Here is a 20,508-nt window from a genome sequence, read left to right as displayed (position 1 = left end):
CACCTTTTTATCCTCACTTAAAAAATGGCGTTTTTACTGCGCGTACTCTCAATTTTTCCTTTAGATACCAAGTGGCAGATAAAGCACGCTTGTTTATATATGTTATCGCTCTTCTCTACTTACCTCTGCAAACGAGACGATAACAATGCGTGATACTTTGTCCAATAATAGCGATGCTTCCCGCGATGAAATCGTTAAAAAACCGATACTTAGCATTAATATGCCGTTCCACATAAACGGCTTTATCGCTTCAAGGGCTGATTATTACTCCATCGCCACCCTCTCCGGCACGGCGACAAATGTGGAAAGCGGCCGCTATGTGCAGGCCGAGCTGAACGGTCAGACCTGGCAGGGCCGGGTAGACAGCAATGGCGAATGGAGCATTCCGCTGCCGCCCTCAGCCATTACCAGCCTGATTAGCGACGATCTCACCATCAGTCACACGCTGACGGTTAGCGTGGCCAACAGTCAGGGCGACGTCGCCAGGCAGACCCGTAACGTATCGGTACCGAATCATTACCACAAAAGCCCAATGGGCATCGGCATTAATCCGATAGCTGGCAATGATGAGATTATCGGCCGGGAAAAAATGCACGGTCAGGTTATTTCCGGCCTGACGCATGGCGTGCCGGAAGATGCGGTGGTCACGGTTTTTCTCGACGGGAAAGCGCGCGAGGCGTTGGTAGATGGCAACGGCTTCTGGAGTATTATCCTGACGCCAGATGAGATGAAGGCGCTGACGCCCGGTGAACATAGCATTACCGTCGAGCTGCCTCATGCCAATGGCGAAACGCCTCGCTGGACAGGGCGCAACTTTAACGTCACGAAAGAGAAAGGCACCGCGTATGCAGCAGAGATCACCATCAACCGCGTCTCCGGCGATGACGTGCTGATGCCAGACGAGCAGAAAAGCGGTCTGATCGTCAGCGGCACCACCGCTAATGTGGCGAGCGGTAAAGAGGTCTGGGTACAGCTGGGCGAAAATATCTATGCGGCGACGGTAAAAAATAACCACTGGCAGGCGAAAATTCCGGCGGAAGATCTGGCGCTGCTGCATAACGGCTCCGCCACACTGGTCGCCTCGGTAAAAGATCTGCACGAAACCGCCACCGCCGTCCATCAATTTAGTATTGGTGAAACGTTAACTGTGCCACACCTTATTTTCCACGGTGCCTACGACAACTTTTCCGCCGAAGGCCTCCAGTGGTCGCTGGTGCCGGAAACGCTTTCCGGCGTCGTCACCCGTGTGCCGGAGGGAACGCTTGTCAGGGTGCAGCTTGGCACCCTAAGCTGGGAAACCCCGGTCGGCAAAAACGGGCACTGGCATCTGCTGATTTCGCCCGCCGAGCTGATGTCGCAGCCGCCTGAGGCGCTGCCGCTGATCGTCAGCGTCAGCAATGCTCAGGGGGAGACAGTAACCTTAACGCATACTATCAGCTATCACGGCTTCGACACCGAAGACCAGACGCTGCTGGTGATGAATCCAATCTCCGGCGACGATTTCATCTCATCACGTGAGCAGAACGCGGATATCGTCATTTCGGGCGCAACGCTGAATGTACCAGAGGGACAGGCAGTCGAGGTCACACTGCAATACCAGGATGGCTCTCTGGTATTACAGAGTAAGATCGATGCGAATGGCGAATGGGCGGTGCTCTTATCTGCTGAGCAACGTGAGAAGCTTTATAGCTCAGAGTTGGATGTTCAGGCAGTCATAAAGAATGACGCGCAGTGGCAGAATCCCAACGGCGGGGAATTAAGCACCCGTCACACGCTGCTCATTAATCGTGACATGGATTATGATAAGCCCCTTGCCCTCTATACTGATAATTTCCACGATGGACAACATTTCTCCCTGGATCAGTTCCCAGATGGACTGACGCTCAAGGGTCATATCGATCGGTATTCTGCAGATCAACAGGTATCAGTGCAGATAGGCCAATGGAGCTGGACGACGGAAACGCTCTATGGCAATTGGGAAATCACCCTTTCCCCCGCACATCTTGCGGCATTACGCGCAGGCTCCGCCACGATTGAAGTCTCTTTGCTCAATAACGAAACCGACGACACCTCCAGTAAGGCGGTGCATGTGGTCTTCGAACGACCTGTGGTGGTGCCGGAAGAGCCGCAAATCACCCTCGATCCGGTGATGGGGACCGATCACATTACCGAGGTAGATGCGGAGCAACCCTATGCGCTTACCGGCACCGTAACCGGTAAAGACAGCGACTGGGGCGATCTGAGCGTGGAGCTGAACGGTCAAATTTACCGGGCTAGCTTCGCGAACGGAAAATGGCTTGCCTGGGTGCCGGCCGATGAAATCAATGCGCTGCCCGCCGGTGCCTGGTCCGGGCTGACGGATCACCATTTGTTAACGGTCACCGGAGTAGACAGCCATGGAAAACTTTTCCATCTGGAACAGGATCTCTCTCTGCCTGCTTCGGATGAGTCAACGCTAACGTCTCTGGCCGATTTGGGCCTGAGCGGCGGCGAAAACGCTATTAGCGCCTTGCTTCCGCAATCTGAGGAGACGCAGAGCACGCACATAACCGCAGATGCACCCGGCAGCCTCGCCTTACCGACAGCGTCCAACGATCTCTGGACGACGATGCCCAATCGTAGCGAGGTCGATACCACCCATTATCCACTGGCGCAGCAGCAGGATTTAGCCGAGCTGCTGGCGCAGCAAACCCCACTGGCATAACACAGAGAACCCTGCTGCGGAAGGGTTTTTTATCGTCTTTATTACCTGCTGCTTATGGTAAGGAAAATCTGTTATTTGCGTTGCGTTGGCAACGCCAGCAGTGACTGAAGGGACAGGTTTATTCTGGCTAAAAAAACAACCATGAACCCTTTATCGCTCAGTTTATAAACGGATTTACTTGTTAATAAAACAGGCGATGACAACGGCAACAGGCGGTTAAAACCCCGTGCTTATCAATCTGCGCTTGATTACATCTGATATCGCTCGTCCTCCCTCTCCCCTACATACGAGACCATAATCATGAGCAAAAAACATTACGGCTGCGGGCAAGGCGGGGTTAAAACCCCTGCGCTGACTATCCATCCTCTGTTTGACGACGGCTTTATTGCTAACATGCCCTCTGCCTATTACGCTATCGCGGCGCTGTCCGGCACCGCACGCAATGTGGAAAGCGGCAACTACGTTCAGGCCACCCTTAACGGCAAAACGTATCAGGGGCTGGTGGATAAGAACGGCGAATGGAGCATTCCCCTGCCGCCGTCAGCGATTACCAGCCTGATTCACTATGATCCCGATGTTTCGCACGATCTGGTGGTTAGCGTCACTAACGACCACGGCAAGTCCACCGAGCAAACCCGTAAAGTATCGGTTTTGGATATGTCTGATGGCCGCGAGGCAGGTATCGCTATCAGCCCGATTGCCGGGAACGATGAAGTGATCGGCCGGGAAAAGATGCATGGCCAGGTGATCTCCGGCCTGACGGAGCGGGTGGCGGAAGGCGATATGGTCACCATCACGCTGGAAGGAAGAAGCTGGCAGGTGCCGGTTGATGCCAACGGCGCATGGAGCAGCGTGCTGACGCCGGAAATGCTGAAAGGCCTGACGCCCGGCGAGCATACCCTTTCCGTCACCGCGCCAGGCATTTATGGCGACAGCTACAGCGGCGATGAACGCACCTTTACCGTCACCAAAGAGAAAGGCACCTCTTATGCAGCAGAAATCAGCGTCAACGGCATTTCCGGCGATGATTTGCTGACCGCCGTTGAGCAGCAAAGCAGTCTGATCGTTAGCGGCACCACGGAAAATGTGGCGAGCGGTAAAGAGGTCTGGGTGCAGCTGGGCAGCGAAATTTATGCCGCAACGGTAAAGAACAACCACTGGCAGACAGAGATCCCCGCCAGCGCGCTCTCCGCGCTGCATAACGGCCCCGCCACGCTGATCGCCTGGGTTAAAGATCTGCATGAAACCGCCACGACGGTACGTGGATTCATTGTTGGCGAATCGCTGACCGCACCCTACATTACGCTTGATGCGCCTTACAACAGTTTTTACGACGGCAACCTCGAACAGTGGGCGATGTTAACAGAAGTCTTTTCCGGCAACGTCACCAATGTCGCAGCAGGCAGCTATCTGAATATCACTTTTGGCGAGCTGCACTATCAGGCGCGGGTCGATGAAAACGGCGAATGGCGACTACCCGTTGCGCCTCACGATCTGCTGTCACAGTCAGGCGGCGACATACCGCTGGTGCTAAGCATTACCAATGAACAGGGCGAAACCACTGAATTAAGCAAAACCATCTATTACAACGGTTTTGATATCGGCGGCGAGGCGAGAGTAATCATTAATCCCATCTCCGGCGATAACATCATTAACGCCCGCGAAAAACAGACTGAGCTGGTGATTAGCGGCGATAGCCTGAACGTGCCTGGCGGACAAACTGTCGAGTTACGTTTCCCCGAGGCGCTGCCCGGCTACGCTTTTTTCGCCAGCGTGGATCAAAACGGCGAATGGCGCCTTTCACTCTCTCCCGATCAGCTGAACGCTTTACCGGCGGGTTGGGTACGTGTCGAAGTTACGGTACCGGGCGATGACCAGTGGAGCAACCCCAACAGCTTCCCGTTAACCAGCGAGCGCTGGGTGACCGTTGAGTCTGGCAATAGCACCGAAAACGTGGCCTCGCTGACCATCGATTCACTGGAAGATTATGGTCGCCTGACGCTGGATCAGCTCAATGGCCTGACGGTGAGCGGCAGCGCCACTAACGTGGCTGACGGCAGTGAAGTCTGGCTACAGGCTGGCGACTGGGCCTGGACTGGCGAAGTGCATCAGGGGCAATGGCAGGTAACAATTCCGGCGGATAAGGTGCCTGATTTAGCGACGGGCAGCGCGATTTTTGAGGCCACGGTGCGCAATAACGCCAATGGTGACAGCGCCGGCGACACGGTACTGATTAATCTCGATCCGGCGGTGCCGCCTGACGGCCCCTATGTGCGGCTCGATCCGATCTGGGGTGACGATCAGATTACCCGCACAGACAGCTTAGCGCCGGACTATCTGGTTACCGGCACCTTTACCGGCAATGACTGGAGCAACATTAGCGTAACGCTGAACGGCAAAAGCTACCGCGCGCAGGTCACTAACGGCAGCTGGATGGCCTGGATCCCGGATCAGGATATCCGCGCCCTGCCCGATGGCGAAGTTCCACTAAAGGTACAGTGGGGCGAGTTAAGCGACAGCAGCACCCTGACGCTGAATACCGATACCGATGCGCCATTATTTGGTGCCACCCTGGATACGGTTGACGGGCAAAACCTGATCACCTCTTTCGAGGTTTATGACAACGGTATGACCCTTAGCGGTGGCGTACTGGATGCCAGCGTCGCGCCTTTAGGCACGCGCGTCGATATTGAGTTTCACAATAAACATTATCAAACCACGCTGGCGGGCGATGCCGCGAATCCACGCTGGAGTCTGACCATTCCCGCTGAAGATATGCGCGCACTGAACAGTTACGATTCGCAAATCGTTCGCGTTACGCTGGGCGAGGCGGGGCAGCACAATGTGGTGAACGCCCGCAATCTGGAATTTACCGAGGATGAAGGCAGCAGAGCCTATACTCCGCAAATGCTGATAAACCCGCTGGGCGACAACATTATCGACCAGAGCGAAGTGGACAGCGTGCAGGTGCTCAGCGGCACCAGCCTTTATTTTTGGACCGGCCAGCAGGTTGTGGTTACCCTGGATAATTTACGCTGGGAAACCACTACCGACAGCAGCGGTCACTGGAAAATCGCTATTCCTGCCGGTACGTTGGCAGGCATTACCGACGGCGAGCATCTATTACAGGCAGGCATCTATTTTAACGATCCCGATAGCGGCGAATGGTCCATTGCCAGTGAAACCTCACTGACCTTCGATACCGGTCCGACATTGATGGTTGCCAGCGTCGACAGCCAAGGCAATGTCGCCCCTACAGAGCAGGATGTTTATCTGGCCTCTTCAGACGATGAAACGCCGCCGTTCCAGCTGGCCGATCTGGGGTTAAGCGGTGGGCAAGAGGCGCTCGCCGCGCTGCTGGTACCCTCGGAGAGTACCGATAGCACGGCGCTGACGATGTCGACACCTGCCCTGCCAGCGGCAACTGGCGATCTCTGGACAGCAGCAGAGCGGACACAGCTTGATACCACGCTGTATGCCGCGCCAAATCCACCTCATCTGGAGGATCTGCTGCTTCATCAGCCCGTTTAATGGCCATAAAAAACCCGCCAGATGGCGGGTTTTTTTCATGCTGTGCAAATCAGTCCAGCAGTTGTCGACCCAGATAAGGATTCGAGTGCAACAGCTGCATAAGCTTTTGGGCACTGCCTGATGGGCGGGTGCGTCTCGCTTCCCAACTTCTCACCGAAGAGACGCTCACGCCCATCACGCGGGCAAATTCATCAATTTTCATACCGGTCATTTCGCGCAGACGTTGTGGTTCTGGTACGGAAACCGTTTTTTCTTGCTGCGCTAAAGGGGTACTGACGACATTCTGCGTTAATACAATTTGTTCAAGACTGCTAAGTAACTCAACCATGGGGTCTTTTACTTCCATAGCAAACTCCTAAAACTCACTTTGAACAACGTGAAGGAAAACAGAGATAAGAGCCTGAAGCCCAGGCTCAGAATGCCGGTTTGTTGCAGGGATGAAAGGGTCAGAACTGTGCAACATAAATCGGGAATTTAATTATTAGACGATTGGCGGCGTTTTGCCGCCCGTTTTTAGAATATTTTTTGATCTTGCTTCCAGCTTTTAATCTCGCCGCCAGCGGGCGCCTTATCTGGCGCGGATCCTGCTTAAAAATAGTCTGTCGCCAAAGAGAAGCGGCTAACTTCACGATTATTCGCGATTAATTCATTAATGCCCATATTCAGCCTAATCGCATTGATCTATGCTTTAGGCACCTTAAAAAGGCGGCGCAATGCGGTCTTATTAAACAGCAAGTTTGTTAATTTACAGGAGTAAACGCTATGGCGATCGGAGTTTCCCGCGTCTGGACGCGTCTGTGGCTGCCGCTGGCAGCGATGCTGGTCATCCTGCAGCTTACCGGCTGCGGCGATAAAGAAGGTGAGCAGCGTAAGGCCTTTAGTGACTTTTTACAGAATACCGTCATGCGCAGCGGCGAACATTTGCCTGCGTTGAGTGAGGATCAAAAACAGCGCTTTGGTAACTATGCCAGCGATTACGCCATCATTTACGGTTTTTCACAGCAGGTAAACAAGGCGGTGGATCAAGGTCTGCGCCCGGTAGTGGATGAGCTTTCCGCGCTGCGCGTGCCGCAGGATTATCTGACGCGTCGTGATGCGCTGCGCCAGGCAAGCGGTACGCTGAGCGTGCTGGCGCAACAGCTGCAAAATGCCAAAAATCAGGCCGACAGCAGCAAAGCCGCGCTGAAACAGCCGGACGATCTGAAGCCGATTTACGATCGGGCTTATACCCAGGTGGTAACTCAGCCCGCCGCTACGCTGCTGCCGCTGCTGCCAGCGCTGCAGTCGCTGAGTCAGGATGTCGTGCAGGCGGGCGATTATCTGCAACAGCAGGGCACCCGCGTTTCCTTTAATGATAACGGCGTACAGTTTCCGACACAGGAACAGGCCAGCCAGTACAACACGTTAATGAGCAACGTCTCAGCGAAAGCGCAGGCGCTGACCCAGGCGCAAAGCGCCATGCAGGGTGGTCGTCAATAAACTTTCAGCGGGCGCCTTGTCAACGGCGCCCGCTTTTCCCGCTATCTGTTGCCTTCCTTTTTTACCGCCCGCCTTTTGGTTATGGCATGCAGCTTTTCTTTCTCATGGTTTCGGGCCAGATGAAAGTGTGATCTGCGGCATTTTCATACAAAAGTTTATTGTGATATCCGTCACATTTCAGAAACAAACCCACCACAACAAAGCGTGATATATATCACATAAAACCGGAGAGGCATGCTCATAATTTCAGCATGAAACTTTTCCATAAGCGCTTTTATGTGATCACACTCACAAAAAAAGACCCTTTACCTCACCATAAAGCGTGATCTCTCTCACTTCAGGGAGCTTACTACGCAGCGTCATAAACGCGTGCTAGAGTCCGCCTGCATACAGTAATTCGACGGCACCCCGCCGAAGCGTCTTCACAAAATCACGCGCTCTCTTATTTGTCAGCGCGTAACAATAAGAGGTGTGTTTTTATGTCCTCATCAGTCAAGGTCAAGGTTCAAAGCTTTGGTCGTTTTTTGAGTAATATGGTGATGCCCAATATCGGTGCGTTTATCGCCTGGGGTATCATCACCGCGCTATTTATCCCTACCGGCTGGATGCCTAACGAAACGTTAGCCAAACTGGTCGGCCCTATGATTGCCTACCTGCTGCCGTTGCTGATCGGTTATACCGGTGGCCGTCTGGTGGGTGGCGATCGCGGCGGCGTTGTCGGCGCCATTACCACCATGGGCGTCATCGTCGGCGCCGATATGCCGATGTTCCTCGGTTCCATGATTGCCGGTCCGCTGGGCGGCTGGGCGATTAAAACCTTTGACCGCGCGGTAGACGGTAAGATTAAAAGCGGCTTCGAGATGTTGGTTAACAACTTCTCCGCCGGCATCATCGGCATGCTGCTGGCTATCCTGGCGTTCCTCGCCATTGGCCCGCTGGTGGAAGGTCTTTCGCATATTCTTGCCGCTGGCGTGAATATCATGGTGCAGAACAACCTGCTGCCGCTGACCTCTATCTTTGTTGAACCGGCGAAAATCCTGTTCCTGAATAATGCCATTAACCACGGTATCTTCTCGCCGCTGGGTATTCAGCAGGCCAGCGAGGCCGGGAAATCGATCTTCTTCCTGATCGAAGCGAACCCAGGCCCGGGCATGGGCGTGCTGGTGGCCTATATGTTCTTTGGCCGCGGCAATGCGAAACAGTCCGCGGGCGGCGCAGCCATTATTCACTTCCTCGGCGGCATTCATGAAATCTACTTCCCGTATGTGCTGATGGCGCCGCGCCTGCTGCTGGCAGTAATCCTCGGCGGTATGACTGGCGTCTTCACTCTGACGCTGCTGAACGGCGGCCTGGTTTCTCCGGCTTCCCCGGGTTCCATCCTTGCCGTGCTGGCGATGACGCCAAAAGGTGCCTACTTCGCTAACATCGCCGCCATTCTGGCTGCCTTTGCCGTCTCTTTTGTTGCCTCCGCGATTCTGCTGAAAACCAGCAAAGTAAAAGACGAAGAGGATATCGAAGCGGCAACACGTCGTATGCAGGATATGAAAGCGCAGTCTAAAGGTCAGGCGGGCGTGCCTGCCGCTGCGGCGATGAGCGGCGATCTGAGCCACGTACGTAAAATCATCGTTGCCTGCGACGCCGGTATGGGCTCCAGCGCCATGGGCGCAGGCGTGCTGCGTAAGAAAGTGCAGGATGCCGGGCTGACGCAAATTTCCGTCACCAATACCGCCATCAATGCCCTGCCGGGCGATGTGGACCTGGTGATTACTCACCGCGACCTGACTGAACGCGCTATGCGCCAGGCGCCGCACGCGCAGCATATTTCGCTGAATAACTTTCTCGACAGCGGTCTGTACAGCGATTTAACCACCCGCCTGGCAGAGGCGCAGCGCAGCGCCAGCCATCGTGAAAAGGTCAGCGCCGCCCTGAGCGACAGCTACGACAGCAGCAACGAGCATCTGTTTAAGCTGGGCGCCAGCAATGTTTTCCTTGGCCAGCAGGCTGCCAACAAAGAAGAGGCGATCCGCTTTGCCGGCGAGCAGTTGGTGAAAGGCGGTTATGTTGAGCCAGAATATGTCGACGCGATGCTGGAACGTGAGAAACTGACGCCAACCTATCTGGGCGAATCCATTGCGGTGCCGCACGGAACGGTGGAAGCGAAAGATCGCGTGCTGAAAACCGGCGTGGTGTTCTGCCAGTATCCGCAGGGCGTACGCTTTGGCGAAGAAGAAGATGATATCGCCCGTCTGGTGATCGGTATCGCCGCCCGTAACAACGAGCATATCCAGGTGATTACCAGCCTGACCAACGCGCTGGATGATGAAAGCGTGATTGAACGTCTGGCCAACACCACCAGCGTGCAGGAAGTGCTGGATCTGCTGACCGGTCAGCCCGCCTGATCTATCACTTACGTTGAGGGGCCAGTTAACGGCCCCTTACTTGATTCTTTTTTAAAGGTTTAGCAACGATGAAAGCATTACATTTCGGTGCCGGTAATATTGGTCGTGGTTTTATCGGCAAATTGCTGGCGGACGCCGGTATTGAACTGACCTTCGCCGATGTAAATCAGGCGGTACTGGACGCGCTGAATGCACGTCATCAGTATCCGGTGCATGTCGTCGGCGAACAGGCGCAGGTGGAAACAGTCACCGGCGTTAGCGCGGTGAACAGCACCAGCGATGAGGTGATCGCTCTGATTACTGAGGTTGATATCGTTACCACGGCGGTTGGTCCGCAGATTCTGGAGCGCATCGCTGGCAGCATCGCGCGCGGCCTGGCCAAACGCAGTGATAGCGCTAATTCCCGCCCGTTAAATATTATCGCCTGCGAAAACATGGTGCGCGGCACCAGCCAGCTGAAACAGCATGTGCTGGCCGCCCTGCCGGAACCTCTCCACGCCTGGGTGGAAGAGCACGTCGGCTTTGTCGATTCCGCCGTGGACCGTATCGTGCCGCCGAGCGAAGCGGGCAGCAGCGATCCGCTGGAGGTAACCGTTGAGACCTTTAGCGAATGGATTGTGGATAAAACCCAGTTCAAAGGCGAGCTACCGACGATCCCGGGCATGGAGCTTACCGATAACCTGATGGCGTTCGTGGAGCGTAAACTCTTTACCCTGAACACCGGCCACGCCATCACCGCCTATCTGGGCCAGCTGGCCGGCCATCAAACCATTCGCGACGCCATCCTCGATCCGGCGGTACGCGCAGTGGTAAAAGGCGCCATGCAGGAGAGCGGTGCGGTGCTGATCAAGCGTTACAGCTTTGACCCGGACAAACATGCTGCCTATATCGAAAAGATTCTGGGCCGTTTTGAAAACCCTTACCTGAAAGATGACGTCGAGCGCGTCGGTCGTCAGCCGCTGCGCAAGCTCAGCGCCGGAGACCGTCTGATCAAGCCGACGCTGGGCACGCTGGAGTATCAGCTGCCGCACGATAACCTGGTGAAAGGCATCGCTGCCGCCATGCATTATCGCAGCGCGCAGGATCCGCAGGCGCAGGAGCTGGAAGTGCTGTTGAACTCAGTGGGGCCGCAGGCCGCGCTGGCACAGGTTTCTGGTCTTGATGCCCATAGCGAAGTCGTTGCCGCTGTGGTTAAGGCCTATGCTGCAATGCCATAATGCGCACGCTGCCGATGCGGTTTAACGGCGAGCAACAAGGGCATAGCCAGGCTGTGCCCGTGCGCAGAATGATAAATGTACAGGCAACAATGGAAGAGAAGCAGGCTTTTGAAAATCGGGTGCTGGAGCGCCTGAACGCCGGACGCTCGGTAAGAAGCTTCCTGATTGCCGCCGTCGAGCTGTTGACCGAAGCGGTTAACCTGCTGGTGCTTCAGGTGTTTCGCAAGGATGATTATGCGGTGAAGTATGCCGTTGAGCCGCTGCTATTGGGCAACGGCCCGCTGGGTGAAATGTCAGTAAGGCTAAAGCTGATTTACGGCCTTGGCGTGATTAGCCGCCACGAATATGAAGACTGCGAGCTGTTGATGGCGCTGCGTGAAGAGCTGAACCATGACCACAGCGAATACCGTTTTAGCGACGACGAGATTCTGGGGCCGTTCAGCGAGCTGCACTGCGTCAGCGCCTGGCCGCCCCGCCCCGATTTCTCTGATGATGATGAACAGCTACGCGCCATGCAGCAGCAGCGTTATCAGCAGGTGCTGCGCTCAACGATGGTGCTCTCGCTGACCGAGCTGATTTCCCGCATTGGTATGAAGCAGGCCTTTAAAAAGTAGCCCCGCGCCCCGCACGCTTTTCGTGTATCCTATCGGTTATTCATCAGTACAGGTAATCGTCATGAAAGAGCAGGAAAAAGCCGAAATCAAGCGCCTCAGCGATCTGCTGGATGCGCTCAATCGTAAAGAGCCGATGTTACTGGAATCGGGCGATGCGGAGAAACTCGGCGCGCTGCTGAAAGAAAAAGAGGCGCTGGTTAAAGAGATCGAACGTCTGCGTGACGTGCGTGACCAGAAGCTAAGCAAAGAAGCACAGAAGCTGCAAAAATTGCCTTTCAGCCGGGCTATCACCAAAAAAGAGCAGGCGAATATGGGCGCGCTGAAAAAAAGCGTGCGCGGCCTGGTCGTGGTGCACCCCATGACCGCGCTGGGTAAAGAGATGGGCCTGAAAGAGATGACCGGTTTCGCGCCTAAAGCTTTCTGAGCCTGAGGGCCGGGCAGATTAAGCCCGGCCTGATGCATTACCCGCCACCACCTCCGCCAGCTGCTGTTCCAGCATATCCATAAATTCATAACGCCGACGGTATTCCGCGCGTTTTTTGCTGACGATCTCTTCCAGCGGTTTACGCGGCATCGCCAGCGGCAGCTGATACAGGCCATTCGGTAACGCTTCCCCACTTAACGACAGCCAGAATTCGCTGTAGCTGGCGTGAAACACCTCTCTTTTACTGTGTCGATAGCGCAGACTACGAAAAACGTGCGTATCGTCGCCTACCGCCTGGATCTGTTTGACCTGACAGCGCGCAGCAAGATAAAACAGCGTTTCCATTAATACACGCTTAGGGAACAGGCCGTGGCTGGCTTTGGTTGCTTCGCGGATCATATCGGCATTTACCGTTTTACGCGGTCCCTGTAAACCGCCAATTAAAATAGCCTGCTGGCCATCCTGCCTAATAAAAGAGAAAGAGAGCGAGGCCAGGGTCACTGCGTTATACAACAGCACCAGCGTTATTTCGCCTTCACGATCGTAACGTCCGCTACTGCAAACAATATCAAACCGCTCATTATTTTTACCCTGCAGGTGCGCTACGTTGTGATCAACCGGCGACAGGAACAGCTGATAGAGCGTATGCGGCAGCTGTTGCACAGTGCTGTAATGCGCCAGTAGCGCCTGCGCGCGTTGTTTAACGCTAAAGCGGGAACAGAGATAAGGGCGATGAATCTTCGCTGGCAGCAGCCCCTGAATAAGCAGAGCCTGACGCATAGCCGGCAGCTCAGCCATCTTCTCCATATAAGAAAAGGTGGTTATCGGATAAAGCAGCGAGCGCAGCAGGAACTTCAGCCGAAAACGTCGGCATTGCCAGAGTTTATTTGGCTTAAATTTACCGCTGCTTAACTGAAAAAATAGCGAGCCCGTCGACACCTCGGGTGCCGGGCTTTCAGTAATCGTTGACATAATATTTATCAGGATGAATGAATCATCTGGCGATATTACGATGGCAAAGATAAACAGGAGGTTAATATTACGCTAATAGATTTACAGTAAACATATTTTATTTATTAAACGCGGTAAAAGCATAAAACTATTAAACGGCAGTTCAATGAAACCCTATTTAAAATAAAAACCGGTGGGCCGCTGCCCACCGGTTCATTAGCTGATTTCAGCCTGAGCTGAATTCGGTTTCAACCGGTCTTATTTTGCGTTAGCAAAACGCGCTGCAGCTTCGTCCCAGTTAACCACGTTCCAGAACGCCTTGATGTAGTCAGGACGTTTGTTCTGATATTTCAGGTAGTAAGCGTGTTCCCATACGTCCAGGCCCAGGATCGGGTAGCCGGAAGCGCCGGAAATCGCTTCGCCCATCAGCGGGCTGTCCTGGTTAGCAGTAGAAACCACCGCCAGTTTGTCGCCTTTTTTCACCAGCCACGCCCAGCCGGAGCCAAAGCGGGTTGCTGCTGCTTTTTCAAACTCTTCCTGGAATTTCTCAACGCTGCCAAAATCTTTTTCGATCGCGGCTTTCAGTTCACCCTGCAGGGTGGTGCCAGTTTTCAGACCTTTCCAGAACAGGCTGTGGTTGTAGTGGCCGCCCGCGTTATTGCGCAGTACGGTTTTTTTCTCTGCCGGAACCTGATCCAGTTTAGTGATCAGCTCATCAACCGGCAGATCAGCAAATTCGGTGCCTTCCAGCGCCGCGTTAGCGTTGTTAACGTAGGTCTGGTGATGTTTAGTGTGATGGATTTCCATCGTCTGCTTGTCGAAATGCGGTTCCAGTGCGTCGTATGCGTAAGGCAAGGATGGCAGTGAATAACTCATGTTCATCATCTCCATTTATTGTAGGAGCGGCACTTTTTAGTTGTAAGCACCGCGTAAGCAGTCGGATCATTATAGTTAAATTAATGATCGGGAAAAGGATTATCAATGCCCCTCTCTTTATAAGGTTATAACAGATCCTGCTAACTGCTGCGCGGCTTACTGAGGGAGGGGAAAGCGTATCGGAAGGGCGGTAAGGCGACTAAAGCCCTGATCTGGCGGGTGGGGTAGCCTGTAGTGAACTCCTGACTAAACAACAATATCAGAATTTCCATAAAGAAATGCAGCCATAGCCTCAGATGGGAACCAACCCGCCAGAAAGCACTAAAGTACACATGTAGCGGCTTATGCGTTTACTACTTCCAAACCATTTTTAAGCTATAAGAAGAGCGAAAAGGCATGGCGTGACAACAAGAAACATCGCCGTTTTCCATAATATACAGAACCAGCTCAGCCATTTTAAATCGTCATTGTGGTGCTTTTTGAAAAAAGCATAGGCATTACTATTTTCTTCCAAAAAATAGATCTTGCTTTGTTTTTTTAATTTCAGAAAAAATTGCGAGACTGGGTAGGCACCGAAAAACCCCATCATTGACTGAAATGAGTAAGGCATAGGGAAATCTAAATCACTGCTTCTGTATAACTCCAACAAATTATAATATTTTTTTCGGTTAATAGCATAGATAATAAAGCTGAATAACATTAATATGCAGCCAATAACGCATAATGTCAGAGAAAGATATCCTAAAAAAACGACCATTTTAATTACCTGTTATTTCAAATAATTTTTCACCAGCAAGCTCGCCAAATTGGCCCCCTACGTATCCCCCAGCTAACGAGCCGACAACCGCACAGACTACTCCACCCGCTCCGGCTGTAACGAGCCCTATAGCTGCGCATGCGCCAATTCCCAGAGTAGATCCCGCAGCCCCACCTCCCAGGCTCAAACTCGTACCAATGCCAAATTTCACATACTCCTTAAAAGCAAACTTGCCACAATCCTGCTCCCTTCCGGTAGTACAGGCATTAACAATATTATTGGTCACGCCGGTAAAAGAAAAACCGACACCGATATAACCACCGACTCTTAAATACCGGGTAGCCTTAGCCGCATTGCCGACAAAAGTAGAATAACCGGGAATGCCGCTCATACCAACCGTAGACCACTCATGAACAATCGAACGGCTGGAAAGCTTCAATGCTTTCCGCATATCGTCATAGGGTTCAAATTTTATGGCGTGATGGGCAACCGATTTCAATAAGGGTTTATTGACCAGTGCTTTTAGTTCCTCCAGTAGCCGGTTACGTTCAATAAAAAACTGCTGGCCGATAAGTGTGCCCTGGGTGCGGAACTGATTTTGATAGCTGGCTTCAATTTTTTTCAGCGTCCGCTCAATAGCAGAGAAATATTTCTCACCTGTATCCCCGACCGCGCCAAAAATCTTTTCTCCCGCCTGCGTCAAGCCAGCGATGGTGCCATAGTGCTTTTGCAGGAACCTCGCTTCCTCGGCACTGACACCGACGAAAGCCGCATTCGTATCCTGTTTTGCCTCACGCAGGGTCTGCAGCATCTGCCTGGTTAAAGGCGCCTCGGCATCGGAAACAATAAGTATCTGTCCGGGCTTTAGCCACTGAGTATCTGCGTTAAGTTTCATAAATAGATGAGCTGAAGGGGTACGTGTGTCTCGAAATAGCTGTCGGGCCTGAAAATCCAGCGAGCCAGCCTGTTCTACAACGCAATATCCTGGAGCGGTATAACGTGCCATAATTTTCTTTCCATGAATGTTATGCAAGTTCCGTAATCGTTATAATACGCAGCGAAAACCATCGCTATCAACGCTATTTTAATTTTTATGCGATTTCACTCAAATATTCAGCCGGGATTTTAGCGCTATCAATAATAAATCTAAAACAGCAATTAAGTTATCGCGTAAAACAAGCGCGTTAAATGGTCCTTTATATTAACGGCGCATGGGAAATAAAGCCGCCCTGACTATTACAGGCAGCTTTATCTTAATTTCTTTGGGGCAATAAATGGGTGATGTTAATCCTGCGACCAGGTCAGCCGTTGAGGATGCGTATAGACCGTGGCACGGCCTGGCTTACTGAAACCAACCAGCGTCAGATTACTGCGTTCCGCCACTTCCACCGCCAGTTTGGTGGCGGCGGAAACGGCAAATAGAATTTCCACGCCGCACATGGCTGACTTCTGCACCATTTCATAACTGGCGCGGCTGGAAACCAGCGCTGCGCCGCTTTTCCAGCCCCGACGGCTGCGATAGCCCAGCAGCTTATCCAGTGCGACGTGACGGCCCACATCCTCACAGCCGCCCACCAGCTCGCCCGCCTCCACTATCCACGCCGCCGCATGGGTACAGCCGGTCAGCTGTCCGACCGGTTGATAATCTTTCAGCTGGCGCAGGGCATTATCCAACAGGCGCAAATCAAATGTCTGTGTAAACGGCAGCGGCTGGATCGGTTTACCGATCTCATTAAGCTGCTCTACGCCACATACGCCACAGCCGGTGCGTCCGGCCATCGCCCGACGCTGTGCCTTCAACGCCATAAAACGGCGACTGGAAAGCTCTATCTGCACCTCGATCCCGTTACAGCCGGGCACCACGTCCATGCCGTAAATATCTTCCGGCGCGGCGATAATCCCTTCGGATAATGAAAAGCCGAGCGCAAACGCCTCAAGGTCTTTTGGCGTACTCATCATCACCACATGAGAAATACCGTTATATACCAGCGCCACCGGCACCTCATCGGCCAGCCAGTCGCTGCGTGACGCCGTCAGCGCATCGCGCTGCCATACCTGTACTTCGCTTATGCCGGCGCGAGGCGCTATCGTTCCGGCAGTTTGTTGATCTTCAGCTTTCAATTTACGTCTACCTGGTTGTAACAGCCACACAAGTTAAGTGGTAACCTTAGGCCGCACTGCGTGTGGGATTTGTCACGCAATTCTGAACCTGCCGCCTGCACATGGCAAAAAAATCGCTGTACATAAAATGCGGGCCGGTGAAATGCCGTGTAGTAAATGAAATATTCAAACCGGCACCATCAATAAAAAATTAAGAAATTTCAACTTTGCATTCATTTATTTAATCGAACCCTTAAATCAATCAATTTAATGCATATACCTCTTTATAATTAAGCAGTTAAAAATCATAACAAAATAATTACTTATTGATGGTTGTCAAAAAAATTACTCCGAAGAGTGTTATTTTTTGTCCTTCTGGCAATGTTTTGAGCAAAAAATAATACTATGCATATTAACAGACGCAGTTTTTTTAAAATCTGTGCGGGTGGCATGGCAGGGACTACTCTAACATTATTAGGCTTTACGCCCTCTGCTGCCCTTGCAAACATTAGAGAATATAAATTACTTCGGGCAAAGGAAACCCGAAATAACTGTACTTATTGCTCCGTCGGCTGCGGCATGCTGATTTACAGTCGGGGCGACGGCGCCAAAAATGCCGTATCCTCTATTTATCATATAGAAGGCGATCCCGATCATCCGGTCAGCCGCGGCTCGCTTTGCCCGAAAGGGGCCGGCGTTCTGGATTATATCCACAGTGAAAAGCGGCTGAAATATCCGGAATACCGTGCGCCCGGTAGCGATAAATGGCAGCGTATCAGCTGGGAAGAGGCATTCGATCGTATCGCCCGGCTAATGAAAGCCGATCGCGATGCGCATTTCCAGCAAAAGAATGCGCAAGGCACCACGGTAAACCGTTGGACAACCACCGGCATGCTCTGCTCTTCCGCCGCCAGTAACGAAACCGGCCTGCTTGATCATAAATTTGCGCGCGCGTTAGGCATCCTCCCGCTGGAAAACCAGGCGCGGCTTTGTCACGGTCCTACGGTGGCGGCGCTGGCGCCCAGCTTTGGCCGCGGCGCGATGACCAATAACTGGAATGATATCAAAAACGCCAATGTCGTTATGATTATGGGCGGTAATCCGGCGGAAGCGCATCCGGTAGGATTTAAATGGGTTATTGAAGCCAAGACCCATAATAAAGCCAAAGTTATCGTGGTCGATCCGCGCTTTAACCGTTCGGCTGCGGTGGCGGATATTTATGCCCCGCTACGCGCCGGCAGCGACGTCGCCTTTCTGATGGGCGTGGTGAACTATTTGCTGCAGCATGACCATATTCAACACGAATATGTAAAAGCCTATACCAATGCTTCGCTGATCGTCAGCGAGGGCTACCGCTTCAAAGAGGGGCTGTTCAGCGGCTACGATGACGCGACGCGGCAGTATGATAAAACCAGCTGGCATTATGAACTGGACGAAAACGGCGAGGCCAAACGCGACAATACGCTAACCCATCCGCGCTGTGTGCTAAACCTGCTGAAAAAGCATGCCAGCCGCTATACGCCGAAAATGGTCAGCCGCCTGTGCGGCACATCGCAGGATGCGTTCGTGACCATTTGCCAGACGCTGGCCAACACCAGTGTTCCCAACCGCACCGCGACCTTCCTTTACGCACTGGGCTGGACGCATCATACCAACGGCGCGCAAATCATTCGTACCGCAGCGATTGTTCAGCTGCTGTTGGGCAACATCGGCATGCCTGGCGGCGGTATTAACGCGCTGCGTGGCCACTCAAACGTACAGGGCTATACCGATCTCGGCCTGCTGGCGCAAAGCCTGCCGGGCTACCTGCCGCTGCCTTCAGAAAAGCAAACCACGCTGGAGCAATATTTACAGCAGGCGACGCCCGTTTCCCCGCTGCCCGGACAGGTCAACTACTGGCAGAACACCGATAAGTTTTTTGTCAGTCTGATGAAAAGCTTTTACGGCGATAACGCCACGGCGGAGAACCAATGGGGCTACGACTGGCTGCCCAAGTGGGACAAAAGCTATGACTGCATGGCGCAGGCAGAGATGATGGAACAGGGAAAAATTAACGGCTACATCATCCAGGGCTTTAATCCGCTGGCGGCTTTTCCGAATAAAAACAAAGCGTTCCGTGCTCTCTCCCACCTGAAATATATGGTGGTGATCGATCCGCTCAGCACCGAAACGGCCAGTTTTTGGCAGCACCACGGTGAATTTAACGATGTCGATCCGGCCAAAATCCAGACCGAAGTGTTTCGCCTGCCCTCATCCTGCTTTGCGGAGGAGAACGGCTCGGTAGCGAACTCTTCCCGTTGGCTACAGTGGCACTGGGCGGCCGCCGAACCGCCGGCTGAAGCGCTGCACGACGGCAAAATCCTCGGCAATATTTTCCTGCGCCTGCGTGAGCTTTACCGTAAGGAAGGCGGCACCGCGCCGGAACCGTTACTGGCGATGAACTGGAACTATACCGATCCTTCTAATCCAGAGCCGGAAGAGGTGGCGCGCGAAAGCAACGGCCAGGCGCTGGCCGATATCTATGATGACCGCGGCAAGCTGTTGTTGAAAAAGGGGCAGCAGCTTAATTCCTTCGCCGAACTGCGCAATGACGGCACTACCGCCAGCGCCTGCTGGATCTATGCCGGTAGCTGGACGCCGGAAGGCAACCAGATGGCGCGGCGTGATAATGCCGATCCTTCCGGGCTGGGCGCAATATCCGGTTGGGCATGGGCATGGCCCGCTAACCGTCGCATCCTGTATAACCGCGCCTCGGCCGATCCACAAGGTAAAGCCTGGGACCCTGAACGTAAGCTGATTGAGTGGAATGGTCAGCGTTGGCAGGGCTATGACGTGCCCGACTATCCACTAACCGCGGCGCCGGAAAAGCAGGTTGGGCCTTTTATTATGCTGCCGGACGGCATGGGGCATCTGTTTGCACTGGATAAGCTGGCCGATGGTCCTTTCCCTGAGCACTATGAACCAATGGAAAGTCCCACCGGCACCAATCCGCTGCATCCAGCCCAGATCCATAGTCCGGTAGTGCGAATTTTCCCGCATGACGCCGCGACGCTGGGCAAGGCCGATAAATTCCCTTATGTGGCCACCACCTATTCGATTACCGAGTTATTCCGTCACTGGACCAAGCATGCGCTGCTGAACGCTATCGCTCAGCCTGAACAGTTTGTCGAAATTGGCGTTGAGCTGGCGGCTGACAAAGGTATTAAGGCAGGCGATGAGATCAAAATCAGTTCACAGCGTGGCTATATCAAAGCCAAAGCGGTGGTCACAAAACGTCTGCGCCGCCTGACGATTAACGATAAGCAGGTTGATACCGTAGGCATTCCCTGCCACTGGGGCTTTGAGGGCGCCACCAAAAAAGGCTTCCTGGCCAATACGCTAACCCCTTCAGTTGGCGATGCCAATTCACAGACGCCTGAATACAAAGGCTTTCTGGTTAACGTGGAAAAGGTGTAA

13 protein-coding genes are annotated in these 20,508 nt (G+C 53.3%); 8 read left to right on the top strand and 5 right to left on the bottom strand.

Going from position 1 to position 20,508, the window contains the following annotated elements; all coding sequences use genetic code 11:
- Positions 1-145 precede the first annotated feature (145 nt).
- Both K6958_RS00620 and K6958_RS00615 read left to right on the top strand, forming a co-directional pair.
- Complete coding sequence (locus K6958_RS00620) at positions 146-2,704, top strand: hypothetical protein (RefSeq protein ID WP_249892874.1); 2,559 nt, start codon at positions 146-148, stop codon at positions 2,702-2,704.
- A gap of 300 nt (positions 2,705-3,004) precedes the next feature.
- Positions 3,005-6,235: a hypothetical protein gene (locus K6958_RS00615; RefSeq protein ID WP_249892873.1), complete on the top strand. Its 3,231-nt coding sequence runs from the start codon at positions 3,005-3,007 to the stop codon at positions 6,233-6,235.
- A gap of 49 nt (positions 6,236-6,284) precedes the next feature.
- On the opposite strand, the gene K6958_RS00610 is transcribed toward K6958_RS00615, so the two are convergent.
- The gene (locus tag K6958_RS00610) at positions 6,285-6,581 is read right to left on the bottom strand and encodes an HTH-type transcriptional regulator (RefSeq protein ID WP_249892872.1); all 297 of its coding nucleotides are present in this window, start codon (positions 6,579-6,581) and stop codon (positions 6,285-6,287) included.
- Positions 6,582-6,997: 416 nt separating this feature from the next.
- Between K6958_RS00610 and K6958_RS00605 the strand changes: the two genes are divergently transcribed.
- The 5 genes from K6958_RS00605 (at position 6,998) to K6958_RS00585 (ending at position 12,368) form a co-directional block, all read left to right on the top strand.
- Positions 6,998-7,714 (top strand): DUF3053 domain-containing protein, encoded by a 717-nt coding sequence (locus K6958_RS00605; RefSeq protein WP_249892871.1) that lies wholly within the window; start codon positions 6,998-7,000, stop codon positions 7,712-7,714.
- Between the two features lie 479 nt (positions 7,715-8,193).
- Positions 8,194-10,113: a PTS mannitol transporter subunit IICBA gene (locus K6958_RS00600; RefSeq protein ID WP_249892870.1), complete on the top strand. Its 1,920-nt coding sequence runs from the start codon at positions 8,194-8,196 to the stop codon at positions 10,111-10,113.
- Positions 10,114-10,181: 68 nt separating this feature from the next.
- The gene (gene mtlD / locus K6958_RS00595) at positions 10,182-11,330 is read left to right on the top strand and encodes a mannitol-1-phosphate 5-dehydrogenase (protein WP_249892869.1); all 1,149 of its coding nucleotides are present in this window, start codon (positions 10,182-10,184) and stop codon (positions 11,328-11,330) included.
- A gap of 68 nt (positions 11,331-11,398) precedes the next feature.
- Positions 11,399-11,944, top strand: a complete 546-nt coding sequence (gene mtlR / locus K6958_RS00590; protein ID WP_434085182.1) for a mannitol operon repressor MtlR — start codon at positions 11,399-11,401, stop codon at positions 11,942-11,944.
- 61 nt (positions 11,945-12,005) lie between these two features.
- The gene (locus K6958_RS00585; RefSeq protein WP_249892868.1) at positions 12,006-12,368 is read left to right on the top strand and encodes a YibL family ribosome-associated protein; all 363 of its coding nucleotides are present in this window, start codon (positions 12,006-12,008) and stop codon (positions 12,366-12,368) included.
- Positions 12,369-12,386: 18 nt separating this feature from the next.
- Here K6958_RS00585 and K6958_RS00580 read toward each other — a convergent pair whose 3' ends face one another.
- The 4 genes from K6958_RS00580 to fdhD form a co-directional block, all read right to left on the bottom strand.
- Positions 12,387-13,340, bottom strand: a complete 954-nt coding sequence (locus K6958_RS00580; protein WP_249892867.1) for a VirK/YbjX family protein — start codon at positions 13,338-13,340, stop codon at positions 12,387-12,389.
- Between the two features lie 237 nt (positions 13,341-13,577).
- Complete coding sequence (gene sodA / locus K6958_RS00575; protein ID WP_085068927.1) at positions 13,578-14,195, bottom strand: superoxide dismutase [Mn]; 618 nt, start codon at positions 14,193-14,195, stop codon at positions 13,578-13,580.
- A gap of 758 nt (positions 14,196-14,953) precedes the next feature.
- Complete coding sequence (locus tag K6958_RS00570) at positions 14,954-15,958, bottom strand: hypothetical protein (protein WP_249892866.1); 1,005 nt, start codon at positions 15,956-15,958, stop codon at positions 14,954-14,956.
- A 278-nt stretch (positions 15,959-16,236) separates the two neighbouring features.
- Positions 16,237-17,040 carry a formate dehydrogenase accessory sulfurtransferase FdhD gene (fdhD, locus tag K6958_RS00565; protein ID WP_434085230.1) on the bottom strand — a complete coding sequence of 268 codons (804 nt, stop codon included), beginning with the start codon at positions 17,038-17,040 and terminating at the stop codon, positions 16,237-16,239.
- Between the two features lie 417 nt (positions 17,041-17,457).
- On the opposite strand from fdhD, the gene fdnG reads away from it, so the two are divergent.
- Positions 17,458-20,508, top strand: coding sequence for a formate dehydrogenase-N subunit alpha (gene fdnG / locus K6958_RS00560; protein ID WP_249892864.1), 3,051 nt, complete (start codon positions 17,458-17,460; stop codon positions 20,506-20,508).

The sequence above is a fragment of the Mixta hanseatica genome (assembly GCF_023517775.1).
In the GTDB taxonomy this organism is placed as follows: domain Bacteria; phylum Pseudomonadota; class Gammaproteobacteria; order Enterobacterales; family Enterobacteriaceae; genus Mixta; species Mixta hanseatica.
The sequence above is the reverse complement of the archived record's forward strand: the minus strand, read 5'-3'. Positions and strand labels throughout refer to the sequence as shown.